Below are 15088 nucleotides of genomic sequence, written 5' to 3'. Positions count from 1 at the left end.
CATGGCCAAGGTCACCGTCGACGGCATCGAGGTCGAGGTCCCCAACGGCGCCTCCGTGCTGCAGGCCTGCGAGGCCGCCGGCAAGGAAGTGCCGCGTTTCTGCTACCACGAGCGCCTGAGCGTCGCCGGCAATTGCCGGATGTGCCTGGTGGAAGTGGAGAAGGCGCCCAAGCCCGTCGCCTCCTGCGCCTATCCCGTGAATGACGGGATGAAGGTGTTCACTGACACGCCGGTGGTGCGCAATGCGCGCCGCGGCGTGATGGAATTCCTGCTGATCAACCACCCGCTCGACTGCCCGATCTGCGACCAGGGCGGCGAATGCGACCTGCAGGACCAGGCCTATGCCTTCGGTTCCGACGCGTCCCGCTACGGCGAGCCGAAGCGGGCGGTGAAGGACAAGGATATCGGCCCGCTCATCAAGACCGTGATGACGCGCTGCATCCAGTGCACGCGCTGCGTCCGCTTCTCGGCCGAGATCGCCGGCACGCCGGAACTCGGCGGCACGAATCGCGGCGAGAACATGGAAATCGGCACCTATGTCGAGAAGGCGCTGACCTCCGAACTCTCCGGCAACCTGATCGACATCTGCCCGGTCGGCGCGCTCACGTCGCGCCCCTACGCCTTCGTCTCGCGCCCGTGGGAATTGAAGAAGACCGACAGCATCGATGTGCTGGACGCAGTCGGCGCCAATATCCGCGTCGATGCGCGCGGCCCCGAGGTGCTGCGCATCATCCCGCGCATCAACGAGGCGGTGAACGAGGAATGGATGGCCGATCGCGGCCGCTTCTCCTTCGATGGGCTGAAGCGTCGGCGGCTCGATCGCCCCTGGGTGAAGAAGGACGGCAAGCTAGCGCCGGCCACTTGGCCGGAGGCTTTCGCGGCCATCGCGACGAAGCTCTCCGCGCTGCCCGGCGACCGCATCGGCGCCATCGCCGGCGCGCTGGCGGATGCGGAATCCGTCCTGGCGCTGAAGGATTTGATGGCGGCCTACGGCTCGGCTAACCTCGATTGCCGCGAGGACGGCGCGACCATCGACGCATCGCGGCCCGATTTCTACCGCTTCAACTCCACCATCGCCGGCATCGACGAGGCCGACGCGCTGTTGATCATCGGCAGCGACGTGCGTCGCGAGGCGCCGGTGCTCAATGCCCGCATCCGCAAGCGCTGGTCGGCCGGCAAGTTCCCGGTCGCCTATGTCGGGCCGCGCGGCCTCGACCTGACCTATCCGGCGCAGCATCTGGGCGTGGGCCCCGATGCCATGCAGGGCTTCGCCGAGACGCTGAAGGCCGCGCAAAAGCCGATGATCATCCTCGGCCGCGGCGCGCTGCAGCGTGCCGATGGCGCGGCGGTGCTGGCGGCGGCGTGGCAGCTCGCGGCCGAGACCGGCGCGCTGACGCCTGATTGGCATGGCTTCAACCTGCTGCATCTGTTCGGCGGCCAGGTCGGCGCGCTCGAACTCGGCTTCGTGCCGGGGCAGGGCGGCAAGGATGTCGCCACCATGCTGGCCGGCGGCGTCGATGCGCTGTGGCTGCTGAACGCGGATGGCTTCGACCCGGCGCGCATCGCCGCGGGCACCTTCGTCATCTACCAGGGCCATCATGGCGATGCGATGGCCGGCCGAGCCGACGTCATCCTGCCGGGTGCCGCGTACACCGAGAAGGACGCGACCTGGGTGAACACCGAGGGTCGCGCGCAGCGTGGGCGCCTCGCGATCTTCCCGCCCGGTGAGGCGAAGGAGGATTGGCGCATCATCCGCGCCTATAGCGAGGGCGTCGGCAAGACGTTGTCCTATGACGACATGCACGCGATCCGCGCGCGGCTCGCGGCGACGAGCCCGGTCTTCGCGCGGGTTGGCGAAGTGGCGCGCGTCGGCTGCACCGACCCGGCCGGGCCGGCGGCGAATGGCGCGGTGACGGGGGCCGCCTTCGTGTTGCCGTTGCCGGTCTATCACCAGGCGGATGTCATTAGCCGCGCCTCGGATGTGATGGCGCAATGCGCCGCGACCTATGGGCCCGCACCGGCCCTGGCGGCGGAGTGACGTGATGGTGGACTTCCTCTTCAACCACCCGATCGGGATCCTGATCCTGACCGTCGTGAAGACGCTGGCGCTGCTGGTGCCGTTGCTGATCGGCGTCGCCTACATGACCTATGCGGAACGCAAGATCATGGCGGCGATGCAGATGCGCAAAGGGCCGAACGTGGTGGGCCCCTTCGGCCTGCTGCAGCCCTTCGCCGACGCCATCAAGATGCTGATGAAGGAAACCATCGTGCCCACGGGCGCGAGCCGGGTCCTCTTCCTCTTCGCGCCGATGCTGACCTTCATGCTGGCGATGATCGCCTGGGCCGTCATCCCGGTGAACGATGGCTGGGCGATCGCCGACATCAATGTCGGCATCCTGTACCTGTTCGCGATCAGCTCGCTCGGCGTCTATGGCGTCATCATCGCGGGCTGGGCGTCGAACTCGAAATACGCCTTCCTCGGCGCGATGCGCTCCGCGGCGCAGATGGTGTCCTACGAAGTCAGCATGGGCTTCGTCATCGTGACCGTGCTGCTCTGCGTTGGCTCGCTGAACCTGACCGAGATCGTGCGCGCGCAGCAGACGGTGTGGTTCGCCATCCCGCTGTTCCCGATGTTCGTCATCTTCTTCATCAGCACGCTGGCCGAGACCAACCGCGCGCCGTTCGATCTTCCCGAAGGTGAGTCGGAACTCGTCGCCGGCTTCTTCGTCGAATACAGCTCGATGTCCTTCGCGCTGTTCTTCCTCGGCGAATACGCGAACATGATCCTGATGTCCTCGCTGACGGTGATCCTGTTCCTCGGTGGCTGGCTGCCGCCGATCGACATCGCGCCGTTCAACTGGATCCCGGGTCCGATCTGGTTCATCGCGAAGATCTGCCTGTGCCTTTTCACCTTCGTCTGGGTGCGCGCGACCTTCCCGCGCTACCGCTACGACCAGCTGATGCGTCTCGGCTGGAAGGTGTTCCTGCCGTTCAGCCTGGTGTGGCTGGTGCTGACGGCGGCCGTTCTGAAGCTGACCGGCTGGCTGCCGGCTTGATGAGGTCCTGACCATGGCCGCTCTAGACCGCGTCGCGCGCAGCCTGCTGCTCTCCGAGCTCGCCTCGGGGATGGCGCTGACGCTGAAGTACTTCTTCAAGAAGAAGGCGACGCTCAACTACCCGTTCGAGCGCGGCCCGCTGGGTCCGCGCTTCAAGGGGGAGCACGCGCTGCGCCGCTACCCGAACGGCGAGGAACGCTGCATCGCCTGCAAGCTGTGCGAGGCCGTCTGCCCCGCCCAGGCCATCACCATCGAGGCCGAACCGCGTGAGGATGGCTCCCGCCGTACCACGCGCTACGACATCGACATGACGAAGTGCATCTATTGCGGGCTGTGCGAGGAAGCCTGCCCGGTCGATGCCATCGTCGAAGGGCCCAACATGGAATTCGCCACCGAGACCCATGCGGAGCTGATCTACACCAAGGAAAAGCTGCTCGATAACGGCGACCGCTGGGAGCCGATGCTGGCCGAGCGGCTGCGCCTCGATGCGCCGTACCGGTAAGGCCGTCCGATGATCGCCGCTCTCGCCTTCTACGTCTTCGCCGCCATCCTGATCGCCTCGGCGGTCATGGTGGTGACCAGCCGCAACCCCGTTTATTCGGTGTTGTTCCTGATCCTCGCCTTCTTCAACGCGGCGGGGCTGTTCCTGCTGGCCGGCGCCGAGTTCCTCGCGATGATCCTGGTCATCGTCTATGTCGGCGCGGTCGCGGTGCTGTTCCTCTTCGTCGTGATGATGCTCGACATCGACTTCACGCAGTTGCGAGAGGGCTTCCAGCGCTACGCGCCGATCGGCGCCATCATCGGCGCCATCCTGCTGATCGAGCTGCTGATGGTGGTCACCACCTGGCGCTTCGCCCCCGAAGCCATGACGCTGCGGCTCAACCCGATGCCCGCCGGCGTGACCAACGCCGAGGCGCTTGGGCGCATCCTCTATACGGACTACATCTACCTGTTCCAGGCTTGCGGGCTGATCCTGCTGGTGGCGATGATCGGCGCCATCGTCCTGACGCTGCGCGAACGCCCGGGCACCCGCCGGCAGAATGTCGGCGAACAGATCGCGCGTAGCGGTTCCGTCGCGCTGCGCTCGGTGCCGCAGGGTGCGGGGCTGAAGGTGATCGGCATCGAACGACCGCCATCGCCCGAGGAAGCCAAGCCCAAGGAAGTCGAATATCACGGTCATGGGGGGCATCACTGAGATGGCCGTTTCCCTCACGCATTTCCTGACCGTCTCGGCGATCCTGCTCGTCCTCGGCGTGTTCGGTATCTTCCTCAATCGAAAGAACGTCATCGTCATCCTAATGTCGGTCGAGCTGATACTGCTCGCCGTGAACCTCAACCTGGTCGCCTTCTCCGGCGCGCTGGGCGACCTCACGGGCCAGGTCTTCACCATGTTCATCCTGACCGTGGCGGCGGCCGAAGCGGCGATCGGCCTGGCCATCGTGGTCATCTACTTCCGCAACCGCGGTACGATCGAGGTCGAGGATATCTCGACCCTGAAGGGCTGAGACTATGCTCATCGGCGCCGTTTTCTTCCCGCTGCTGGGTGCCAGCATCGCCGGGTTCCTGGGCCGCTGGATCGGCGACAAGGCGTCGCAGATGACGTCTGTCATCTGCATGGCGCTTGCCGCCGCCTGTGGCCTGACCGCCTTCTACCAGGTTGCACTCGGCCATGCGCCGCAGACGCTCGACATCCTGACCTTCGTCGACGTCGGCGGGTTCGAGGTGTCCTGGGCGCTCCGCTACGACACGCTGAGCGCGGTGATGGTCGGCATGGTCACGCTGATCTCGACCATGATCCACCTCTACAGCGTCGGCTACATGTCGCATGACCCGACGACGCCGCGCTTCTTCGCCTATCTCTCGTTGTTCACCTTCATGATGCTGATGCTGGTGACCGCCGACAATCTGGTGCAGCTGTTCTTCGGCTGGGAAGGCGTCGGCCTCGCGAGCTACCTGCTCATCGGCTACTGGTACGAGAAGGAAAGCGCCTGCGCCGCAGCGATGAAGGCCTTCATCGTCAACCGTGTCGGCGACCTCTTCTTCATGCTCGGCCTGGCACTGACCTTCTGGACCTTCGGGTCGGTTGAGTTCAACACCATCTTCGGCGCCATCGACCAGCATCGCGACGCCATGATCGGCGGCATGCCGGCCTATGAGGTCATCTGCGTCCTGCTGTTCCTGGGCGCCTGCGGCAAGTCGGCGCAGCTTGGCCTGCATGTCTGGCTACCGGACGCGATGGAAGGCCCGACGCCGGTCTCAGCCCTGATCCACGCGGCGACGATGGTCACCGCCGGCGTCTTCCTGGTCGCGCGCATGTCGCCAATCTTCGAATACGCGCCGACGGCGCTCGCGATCGTCACCGTGGTGGGTGCTTCCACCGCGCTGTTCGCCGCGACGATCGGCTGCGTGCAGAACGACATCAAGCGCGTCATCGCCTATTCGACCTGTTCACAGCTCGGCTACATGTTCTTCGCCGCCGGCGTCGGCGCCTATCAGGGCGCGATCTTCCACCTCTTCACCCACGCCTTCTTCAAGGCGCTGCTGTTCCTCAGCGCGGGCTCGGTGATCCACGCGATGTCCGACGAGCAGGACATGCGCAAAATGGGCGGCATCTGGAAGAAGATCCCGATCACCTATGCGGTGATGTGGGTGGGCTCGCTGGCGCTGGCGGGCGTGCCCTTCTTCGCCGGCTACTACTCGAAGGACTTCCTGCTGGAGGCGGCCTTCGCGTCGCATACCGGCGTGGGGATGTACGCCTGGGTCTGCGGCGTGGCCGCGGCCTTCCTGACCGCCTTCTACTCCTGGCGGGTGATCATCATGACCTTCCACGGCGCCCCGCGCGCGGACCATCACACGATGGAACATGTGCATGAGAGCCCCTGGGTGATGCTGGCGCCGCTGCTGGTCCTGGCGGCCGGCGCGATCGGCGCCGGCGCATTGTTCGCGCCGGACTTCATCGGCCATCACTGGGAGCAGTTCTGGAACGGCGCGATCGTCAACGGCCCGCACAACCACATCATGCATGATGCGCATGAGGTGCCGGAATGGGTGGCGCTGCTGCCGACCGGCGTTGCGCTGTCGGGCATCGCGCTCGCCTACATCATGTACATGTTCGCGCCGTCGATCCCCGGCAAGCTCGCCGCGACCTTCCATGCCATCTACCTGTTCCTACTGAACAAGTGGTATTTCGACGAGCTCTATGACGCGATCTTCGTCCGCCCGACCCGCGCCCTCGCGCGTATGCTCTGGCAGAAGGTCGATGCCGGCATGATCGATGGCGTCCCCAACGGCGTGGCGGCGCTCGCCGTCGACGCCGCCCAGGGGGCGGTGCGCCTGCAGACGGGGCGCGTCGCCAGCTATGCTTTCGTCATGATCGCGGGCCTCGCGGTCTTCGTTACTCTGCTCGTCTTCGGAGCCGCCCGATGAACGCCGCCGGCTTCCCGCTGCTCAGCCTGCTGACCTTCCTGCCGCTGGTGGGCGCGGCCTTCATCCTGACCCTGCGCGGCGAGGACAAGGTCGTCGCCGAGAACGCCCGCTGGGCCGCGCTGTGGACCAGCCTGATTGTCTTCGCGCTGTCGCTGATCCTGTGGTTCCGCTTCGACAAGGCCGATGCCGGCTTCCAGTTCGTCGAGCGGCTCGACTGGCTGACCGATTTCGGCATCACCTATCATATGGGCGTGGATGGCATCTCAGTCCTGTTCATCCTGCTCTCGACCCTGCTGACGCCGATCTGCATCCTCGCCTCCTGGGACGCCATCCAGACCCGTGTGCGGGAATACATGGTCGCCTTCCTGGTGCTCGAGACAATGATGGTGGGCATGTTCTGCGCCCTCGACTTCATCGTCTTCTACGTCTTCTTCGAAGGCGTGCTGATCCCGATGTTCCTCATCATCGGCGTCTGGGGTCACAGCCGGCGCGTCTATGCGTCCTTCAAGTTCTTCCTCTACACGCTGCTCGGCTCGGTGCTGATGCTGCTGGCGATCCTGCTGCTGTGGTTCCGCGCCGGCACCACCGACATCCCGATGCTGTTCGAACACGCCATCCCGCCGGCGCTGCAGACCTGGATCTTCCTCGCCTTCTTCGCCTCCTTCGCGGTCAAGGTGCCGATGTGGCCGTTCCACACCTGGCTGCCCGATGCCCACGTCGAGGCGCCGACGGCCGGTTCGGTCATCCTGGCCGGCGTGCTGCTGAAGATGGGCGCCTACGGCTTCCTGCGCTTTTCGCTGCCGATGCTGCCGCAGGCATCGGTCGACTTCGCGCCCTTCATCTACGCGCTGTCGATCATCGCCATCGTCTACACCTCGCTTGTGGCGCTGGCGCAGGAGAACATGAAAAAGCTCATCGCCTATTCTTCCGTGGCGCATATGGGCATCGTCACCCTCGGCATCTTCACCTTCACGGTGCAGGGGCTGTCCGGCGCGCTGTTCACCATGCTCAGCCATGGGCTGGTCGCCAGCGCGCTCTTCCTCTGCGTCGGGGTGCTGTATGATCGGGTGCATTCGCTTGACATCGCGCGTTATGGCGGTGTCGCGAAAATCCTGCCCGCCTACGCCATCGTCTTCATGTTCTTCACCATGGCGTCGGTCGCGCTGCCGGGCCTTGCCGGCTTCCCCGGGGAATTGCTGGTCATCGTCGCGGCCTGGAAAGTGAACCCCTGGATCGCCTTCGGCGCCGCCCTCGGCATGATCCTCGGCGCCGCTTACATGCTGTTCCTCTACAAGCGCGTCGCCTTCGGCAAGATCGCCAAGCAGGACCTGCTCGCCCTGCTCGACCTGTCGGCGCGCGAACGCCTGGTCTTCGCGCCGCTCGTGCTGCTGACCCTATGGATGGGCGTGGCGCCACAGAGCTTCCTCTCCTTTTTCGAAGCCTCGGTGACCGCGCTGGTGGTGCGGCACGAAGCCGCACTCGGCGCCGCACGCCTGGCGGGGATGTGATCCGATGAACTGGACTCTCGCTCTCCCCGAACTCGTCCTCGCCCTCTGCGGCCTCGCCATCCTCGGCGTGGGCGTGGTGCAGAAGTGCAACGCCTACTACGCCTGCTCGATGGCTGCGATCGGCGCCTTCCTGCTCACCGCGGTGCTGGTGCTCGGCGCCGCGGAAGGCACCGGCTATGGCGGGCTGGTCGTGTCCGACGCCTTCTCCCGCTTCTCGCGCGTGCTGATCCTGATCGGCGCGGCCGCCGGCGTGACGCTCTCGCTCGACTTCAACGCGAAGGAAGGCATCGACCGCTTCGAATTCCCGGTGTTGCTCGTCTTCGCGACGCTCGGCATGCTCATCATGGTCTCGGCCAACGACCTGATGTCGCTCTATATCGGGCTCGAACTGCTCTCGCTCAGCCTCTACGTCGTCGCCGCCTTCAACCGCGACGATGAACGCTCGGCCGAAGCGGGCCTCAAGTACTTCGTGCTCGGCGCGCTCGCCTCGGGGCTGCTGCTCTATGGCTCGTCGCTGGTCTATGGCTTCGCCGGTACGACCAATTTCGACCACATCGCCGACACGCTCTCCGACCCCGCCCGCGCGACACCGGGCGTCATCGTCGGCATGGTCTTCGTCATCGTCGGACTGGCCTTCAAGGTCTCCGCCGTGCCATTCCACATGTGGACGCCCGACGTCTATGAAGGCGCGCCGACGCCGGTCACCGCCTTCTTCGCCGCTGCCCCCAAGGTCGCCGCCATCGCGCTGTTCGCCCGCGTCCTCGGCGGGCCCTTCGGGGACCTCGCGGGCCAGTGGCAGCAGGTGATCGTGGTGATCTCGCTGCTCTCGATGGTGCTCGGCGCCTTCGCCGCCATCGGGCAGGAGAATATCAAGCGGCTGATGGCCTACTCGTCCATCGGCCATGTCGGCTACGCACTGGTCGGCCTCGCCGCGGCGTCGGAAGCCGGGCTGCGCGGCCTGCTCATCTACATGGCGATCTACCTGCTCATGAATCTCGGCGCCTTCGCCGTGCTGGTCTCGATGCGCCGGCAGGGCAGGGCGGTCGAGAAGGTCTCCGACCTCGCCGGCCTCGCCAAGACCGACCTGTCCATGGCGGTCTGGATGGCGATCTTCATGTTCTCGATGGCCGGCATCCCGCCGCTCGCCGGCTTCTTCGGCAAGATGTTCGTCTTCAAGGCGGCCATCGATTCGGGCCTGTGGACGCTGGCGATCGTCGGCGTGCTCTCCTCGGTCGTCTCGGCCTTCTATTACCTGCGCATCGTGAAGGTGATGTTCTTCGACGAATCGGCTGGCGCCCTCGACGCCCGGCCGGCCAGCTCGGCCTTCGTCATGGCGGCTTCGGGCCTGTTCACCACATTGTTCTTCCTCTACCCGGCCCCGCTGGTGGCGGCGGCGCAGGCGGCCGTGGCCTCGATCCTGGGGTGACCCCGCCGGGCTTCCGCCTCCATGTCCATGAGGCGCTGCCCAGTACCTCGGACCTGGTGATCCGGCTTGCCGAAGCGGGGGAGCCGGAAGGCCATGCGGTCCTCGCCCTGCGCCAGACCTCCGGGCGCGGCACCCAGGGCCGCGCCTGGCAGGGGCCATCAGGCAACATGTACATGTCGGTCCTGCTGCGGCCGGCGGAGCCGCTGCGCTTTGCCGCGCAATGGAGCCTGCTCGCCGTGGTCGCCGTCGCCGATGCGCTGGCGCCCTATCTGCCCGACCCGTCGGCGCTGAGCGTGAAATGGCCGAACGACCTGATGCTCGGCGGCGCCAAATCAGCCGGCATCCTCACTGACATCGCCGCCGATGCGTCGGGTGGCATCGCCTGGGTCGTCCTCGGTATCGGGGTGAACCTCGCTCTGGCGCCGGAGGTGCCGGGGCGGATGACGGCCTGCCTCGCCGACCTTGGCGTCACGCCGCCCTCGCCGCAGCATTTCGCGGCCGACCTGCTCGCCGCCATCGACCGCCGCCGTATCGAGCGCGCGGCCCATGGCTTCGCCCCGCTGCGCGCCGCCTGGCTGGCCCGCGGCCCGGCGATCGGGACCCATCTTGCCATTCGCCGCCAAGGCGCCGAGATAGCCGGCCGTTTCGCAGGCCTCGCCGAGGATGGCAGCCTGCTACTCGACACCGGTGAGCGCATCCAGACGCTCGCCTCGGGGGAGGTCGCCTGAGTCATGCTGCTCGCCGTCGATGCCGGTAATACCAACGTCGTCTTCGCCGTTCACGACGGGAAGGAGTGGCTCGGCCGCTGGCGCATCGCCACCCGCACCGATCGCACTTCCGATGAATATGCCGTCTGGCTGCTGGCGCTGTTCCAGCATGCCGGGATCAACGCCAACAACGTCACGCGTTGCGTCATCGGCACGGTGGTGCCGGCGGCGCTGTACAATCTGCGCCGGCTCTGCCGGGACTGGTTCGATACCGAGCCGCTGATCGCGCGCGCGCATCTCAACTGGGGTTTCGAGATCCGCGTCGACCAGCCCAATGAGGTCGGCGCCGACCGCCTGCTGAACGCGCTGGCCAGCCACACCCACTACAAGGGCCCGCTGGTGGTGGTCGATTTCGGCACCGCGACGACCTTCGACGTCGTCGATTCGGACGGTGCCTATCTCGGCGGCGTCATCGCGCCGGGCATCAACCTGTCGATCGAGGCGTTGCACCGTGCCGCCGCCCGCCTGCCGCGCATCGGCATCGGCCGTCCCCAGGCGGTGATCGGCCGTTCCACCGTGCCGGCGATGCAATCAGGCATCTATTGGGGCTATGTCGGGCTGATTGAGGGTATTATTTCCCGCATCAAGGCAGAGTATGGTGGTCCGCTGAAAGTCGTCGCTACCGGCGGCCTCGCCTCCTTGTTTGCCGAGGGGACCCTTGTCATCGAGAAGACAGACCCCGACATCACCCTTGAGGGCCTGCGCCTGCTCGCGGACCGTAACCCCGTACCTGTTTTCCACCACAGCGCCCTGCGCGACCCCCTGAGATCGGATTCAGACTGAACACGATGAACGCCGTCTCCGGCGACCTTGCCTTCCTCCCGCTGGGCGGGACGGGCGAGATCGGCATGAACCTCAGTGTCTATCGCTGCGACGATGCACTGCTCGCCGTCGATTGCGGCCTTGGTTTTGCCGGCCACGACAATCCCGAAGTCGATGTGATGGTGCCCGACCCTGCCTGGCTGGCCGATCGGCGCGACCGGCTGGTCGGGCTGGTGATCACCCATGCGCATGAGGACCATATCGGCGCCGTGGTGCATCTGTGGCGGCAGTTCCGCTGCAAGGTCTATGCGACGCCCTTCGCCGCCGCGGTGCTGACGCGCAAGCTGGCCGAAGCGGGCCTGCTGAACGAAGTGCCGCTGGTGGTGACGCAGCCCCGCGCGCGCTTCACCCTCGGCCCCTTCGACCTGCAATACCTGCCGGTGGCGCATTCCATCCCGGAATCCCAGGCGCTGGTGCTGCGCACCCGCCACGGCACGGTGCTGCATACCGGCGACTGGAAGCTCGACCCCGACCCGCTGATCGGCCCGCGCACCGATGAGGACGCCTTCGCCAAATTGGGCGAGGAAGGCGTGCTCGCCATGGTCTGCGATTCCACCAATGCGATGGTGGAGGGCCATTCGGGCAGCGAGGCCGATGTCCGGCGCAACCTCGCCGCGCTGATCCGGGGCATGACCGGGCGCGTGGCGGTCACCGGCTTCGCCTCCAATGTCGCGCGGATCGAATCGATCGCCCTGGCTGGCCGGGCGGCCGGCCGGCAGGTCTCGCTGTTCGGACGTTCGCTGCGCAATATCGAGGCTGCCGCGCGCGAATGCGGCTACCTGAAGTCCATTCCCGCCTTCGTCCCCGAGGATGAGGCCGGCTACCTGCCCGATGACGAGATCCTGCTGATCTGCACCGGCAGCCAGGGCGAGCCGCGCTCGGCGATGACCAAGATCGCGGAGGACACCCACCCCAACATCGCGCTCGGGGAGGGGGATACCGTGATCTATTCCTCGCGCCGCATTCCGGGCAATGAGAAGGCGATTCAGCGCGTACAGGATGGCCTGGCGCGGCGCGGCTGCCGGGTGATGACCGATGACGACCACATGGTCCACGTCTCGGGCCACCCGGCGCGCGACGAGCTGAAGCGGCTCTATGCCCTGGTGAAGCCGCGCTATGCGGTGCCGGTGCATGGCGAATGGCGGCACATGCAGGAACATGGCGCCCTGGCGCGCGACTGCGGCGCCATCCCCTTCCTGATCGAGGATGGCGACATGCTGCGCCTGTCGGGCAACCGGCCGGAAGTGGTGGAGGGTGTCCCCACCGGGCGCTTGGCGATCGATGGCGACCGCCTGCTGCCGATCGACGGCGCGCTGTTGGCCGCCCGCCGGCGCATGATGTTCAACGGCATGGTGGTGGCGTCGCTCGCCGTCGATGCGCAGGGGCGGGTACTCGGCGAACCGCAGATCTCCGCCCCCGGCCTGTTCGAGGTGGGGGACGCGGACCCGGTGCTGATCGCGGCCGAGTTCCGCCGCACCATTGCCGACCTGCCGGCGGCGCTGAAGCGCGAGGACGACCAACTGCGCGAGGCCGCGCGTTCGGCGCTGCGCAAGGCGGTGGGCAAGCGGCTACGCAAGCGCCCGATGGTCGAGGTGCATCTGCTGCGCATCTGACGGTGCCCGATGCTGGCCTTTGCGACCTCGATTCGGCACAGTTTTCGTCGGGAGGTCGTCAGGGTCATGCGTCGAGACGGACTGCTTCGTCACCTGATGCTGCCAGCCTTTGTTGCCTGGCTCGGTGGCTGCGCGCTGATCGCCGGAGGCGCGCCGGTGCCGAGCCAACCGCCGCCGCTCCCCACCGCGCAGCAGCGGGCCCAGGCCGCCAGGCTCCAGCGGGACGGCCTGCGCGCGATGAACCCGCCGCGCGGCATCCCAGCCGATCCGGCGCGGGCGTCGCAGCTGATCGAGGCGGCGGCGGAACTCGGTGACCCCGATGCCCAGATGCTGGTCGCCGGCAGCCATCTGTTTCGAACGGATAGTGGACGCGACGCGGCGGCGGCGCTTCCCTGGCTCCATCGCGCTGCGCAGCAGGGTTCGCCGGAGGCCCAGTATCGCCTGGCCCGGCTGATCGAAGCCGGCGACGGCACGCCGGCCGAGCCGGCCTGGGCGGCCGTCTGGTTCCAGCGCGCCGCTGAACGCGGCCTGCCGGAGGCGCAATTCGCCATGGGACTATTGCAGGTGGCCGGCATCGGGACTGCGGCCGATGAGGCGGAGGCCTTGGCGCGCATCGCGCTCGCGCAGCGGCGTGGGGTCGCGGCGGCGCAACGCTATCGGCTGGCGCTTCAGCCCCGCGTGCCGCCGGCGCAGGCCACACAAGCCGCGGCGCGGATCGCCGCGGAAACCGCGCAAGGCCCGGTGACGCCAGTGGATCGGCCGCTGGTCCGGTTTGCCCAGTCGGCACTGTCGAGGACCGGCGCGTGGAACCGGCCTGTCGATGGGCTCGACGGGCCGCAGACGCGCGCCGCTTTGGTGGATTTCGCGCGGCGCCAGGGGCTCAACGCCGCCGGGCCCTACGATCCCGTGGTGATCGACCGGCTCAGGGCCAGCGCGCATTGAGTTCCTTCGCGGTCACCTGACCCCCAGCCGAGGATCGGAGGGCGGCAGGCCGAGCAGGCTGTCGACCCGGGCAACGACCGCCGCGCTGAGCGGCCGGTTCGCTGCGTCGTCGAGTTCCTGCGCCCTCGCCGAGGCGATCGCGCTGTTGCGGTAGGCGACCTGCGTTGGGGTGAAGGCCGGCAGGGCGAGCGCGCTTAGCATCGCCTGTTCATAGGAGGCGATCTGCCCGACACGGGAATTTGGTGCGGCATTGGCCCGCGCGGTCGCGGAGGCGTGCGCCGCGTTCAATGCGCCGAGGGCACTCGCGACTGCGCCGCGATCGTGACCGGGGTCACCGCGCTCCGCATTGCCAGGGCCGCCGCGCCCGGAGCCGAGCCCGCCACTGTTGCTGGCGTTGCCGCTGGCATTGCCGGGACCGCCGCTCCCATGTCCGCCGGCGTTGCCGGCACCGCTACTCCCGTGTCCGCCGCCATTGCCGCCGCCACCACCGTTCCCGCCACCGCTTCCGCCGCCGTTGCCGCCACCACCTCCACCGCCGCTACCTCCGCCGCCACCACCCCCACCGCCGCCACCTCCGCCGCCACCACCTCCGCCGCCACCACCTCCACCACCGGCGGCCTGGGCGCCGGCGTTAAAGATCGGCAGCAGAGACGGCACAGTCGCGAACGCGACACCGCCGATCAGCAGGATGATGCGGGAGGAGGGGAGAATACGGGCGATCTGCGGCATCTGGACTGTTCCTTACGGCCGGAGCGCGCCAAATGACTCAGGCCCTCTGGCGCGCGTCCCGAAAACGCTGCACCTATTTACCATGACATGGTTCACTGGAGTTGTCGTCTACCTGCTGGTCTGGTGGACGGTTCTGTTCTGCATCCTGCCGATCGGGACGCGCCCGGTATCCGACAGCAACCCGGCCGATGGCGGATGGCGCGGCACGCCGGCCGCGACGCATCTGTTGCGCAAGGCGATCGCGACGACGATCGTCGCGGGCATCGGTTGGTTGGGCATTTTCGCGCTGGTCGAGAGCGACTGGCTCTCCTTCCGCAGCGGGACCTTTGCGCTACCGGCGCCGTGATGCGTAATGTGGCATCCAGTTGGCGGATTTGCTCCGCTTTTACGCAGGATGCGGTTCAGCGCCGCTTTTTTCATCCTGCGTTGCGGTATTTTTCGTTGTCGCCAGGGCCGTGTGCGGCCATTCTTATTTTCAGGAAGAGATTGGTTCTCTTCCTGCCGTGTGACTGGCGTTTCCTCCCTAAACTTGGGCCGCGACCTTTGGGGCGCGGCCCTTTCTTTTTCTAGAGCTTCCGCTGACGTGAAGGCAAGCGGAAAGCATGCTATCTCACGCTGATTGTGTATTTTTCTGTCGTCAGACCCTTCGCAATCGCAGCATTCTTACCAAGTCAGCTCGGGCATCGTCCCAGTCATTGTGACCGGCTGGCCTTGCCGCCGTCATGAAGGCCCGTCCCGGGACCATGTGGAGACCGTCACGGCGCGCTGGCCCCTTTCAGCCTCGCGCCACCGCCAGTAG

15 protein-coding genes are annotated in these 15088 nt (G+C 66.9%); 13 read left to right on the top strand and 2 right to left on the bottom strand.

Features of this window, described 5'->3' with window-relative positions:
• The first annotated feature begins 1 nt into the window (after window position 1).
• The 12 genes from nuoG (at window position 2) to IEY36_RS14620 (ending at window position 13560) form a co-directional block, all read left to right on the top strand.
• A complete protein-coding gene (gene nuoG / locus IEY36_RS14675) occupies window positions 2-2038 on the top strand; it encodes an NADH-quinone oxidoreductase subunit NuoG (protein WP_188967902.1) in 2037 nt (678 codons plus the stop codon).
• A 4-nt stretch (window positions 2039-2042) separates the two neighbouring features.
• Window positions 2043-3056, top strand: coding sequence for an NADH-quinone oxidoreductase subunit NuoH (gene nuoH / locus IEY36_RS14670; protein WP_188967900.1), 1014 nt, complete (start codon window positions 2043-2045; stop codon window positions 3054-3056).
• 13 nt (window positions 3057-3069) lie between these two features.
• Complete coding sequence (gene nuoI / locus IEY36_RS14665; RefSeq protein WP_188967898.1) at window positions 3070-3558, top strand: NADH-quinone oxidoreductase subunit NuoI; 489 nt, start codon at window positions 3070-3072, stop codon at window positions 3556-3558.
• A gap of 9 nt (window positions 3559-3567) precedes the next feature.
• Window positions 3568-4251, top strand: a complete 684-nt coding sequence (locus IEY36_RS14660; protein WP_188967896.1) for an NADH-quinone oxidoreductase subunit J — start codon at window positions 3568-3570, stop codon at window positions 4249-4251.
• A 1-nt stretch (window position 4252) separates the two neighbouring features.
• The gene (gene nuoK, locus IEY36_RS14655) at window positions 4253-4561 is read left to right on the top strand and encodes an NADH-quinone oxidoreductase subunit NuoK (protein ID WP_188967894.1); all 309 of its coding nucleotides are present in this window, start codon (window positions 4253-4255) and stop codon (window positions 4559-4561) included.
• Window positions 4562-4565: 4 nt separating this feature from the next.
• On the top strand, window positions 4566-6482 hold the full coding sequence (gene nuoL, locus IEY36_RS14650) for an NADH-quinone oxidoreductase subunit L (RefSeq protein ID WP_188967892.1): 1917 nt from the start codon (window positions 4566-4568) through the stop codon (window positions 6480-6482).
• Window positions 6479-7990, top strand: coding sequence for an NADH-quinone oxidoreductase subunit M (locus IEY36_RS14645; protein WP_188967890.1), 1512 nt, complete (start codon window positions 6479-6481; stop codon window positions 7988-7990). Before nuoL ends, IEY36_RS14645 begins: the two co-directional genes overlap by 4 nt.
• A gap of 4 nt (window positions 7991-7994) precedes the next feature.
• Complete coding sequence (gene nuoN, locus IEY36_RS14640) at window positions 7995-9416, top strand: NADH-quinone oxidoreductase subunit NuoN (protein WP_188967888.1); 1422 nt, start codon at window positions 7995-7997, stop codon at window positions 9414-9416.
• Window positions 9413-10144 (top strand): biotin--[acetyl-CoA-carboxylase] ligase, encoded by a 732-nt coding sequence (locus tag IEY36_RS14635; protein ID WP_188967886.1) that lies wholly within the window; start codon window positions 9413-9415, stop codon window positions 10142-10144. The genes nuoN and IEY36_RS14635 overlap by 4 nt, the downstream gene beginning before the upstream one ends.
• A gap of 3 nt (window positions 10145-10147) precedes the next feature.
• Window positions 10148-10966 (top strand): type III pantothenate kinase, encoded by an 819-nt coding sequence (locus IEY36_RS14630; RefSeq protein WP_188967884.1) that lies wholly within the window; start codon window positions 10148-10150, stop codon window positions 10964-10966.
• A gap of 5 nt (window positions 10967-10971) precedes the next feature.
• Window positions 10972-12618, top strand: coding sequence for a ribonuclease J (locus IEY36_RS14625; RefSeq protein WP_188967882.1), 1647 nt, complete (start codon window positions 10972-10974; stop codon window positions 12616-12618).
• A gap of 66 nt (window positions 12619-12684) precedes the next feature.
• Window positions 12685-13560: an SEL1-like repeat protein gene (locus tag IEY36_RS14620; RefSeq protein ID WP_188967880.1), complete on the top strand. Its 876-nt coding sequence runs from the start codon at window positions 12685-12687 to the stop codon at window positions 13558-13560.
• 12 nt (window positions 13561-13572) lie between these two features.
• On the opposite strand, the gene IEY36_RS14615 is transcribed toward IEY36_RS14620, so the two are convergent.
• Window positions 13573-13761, bottom strand: coding sequence for a hypothetical protein (locus IEY36_RS14615; RefSeq protein ID WP_188967878.1), 189 nt, complete (start codon window positions 13759-13761; stop codon window positions 13573-13575).
• Between the two features lie 83 nt (window positions 13762-13844).
• Window positions 13845-14171, bottom strand: coding sequence for a hypothetical protein (locus IEY36_RS14610; protein WP_188967876.1), 327 nt, complete (start codon window positions 14169-14171; stop codon window positions 13845-13847).
• Window positions 14172-14371: 200 nt separating this feature from the next.
• Between IEY36_RS14610 and IEY36_RS14605 the strand changes: the two genes are divergently transcribed.
• Complete coding sequence (locus IEY36_RS14605) at window positions 14372-14635, top strand: DUF1467 family protein (protein ID WP_188967874.1); 264 nt, start codon at window positions 14372-14374, stop codon at window positions 14633-14635.
• The last annotated feature ends 453 nt before the right edge of the window (window positions 14636-15088 follow it).

Source organism: Neoroseomonas lacus (assembly GCF_014644535.1).
GTDB lineage: Bacteria > Pseudomonadota > Alphaproteobacteria > Acetobacterales > Acetobacteraceae > Neoroseomonas > Neoroseomonas lacus.
Note: the sequence above shows the minus strand (reverse complement) of the source record. Positions and strands in the feature narration are given on the sequence as shown.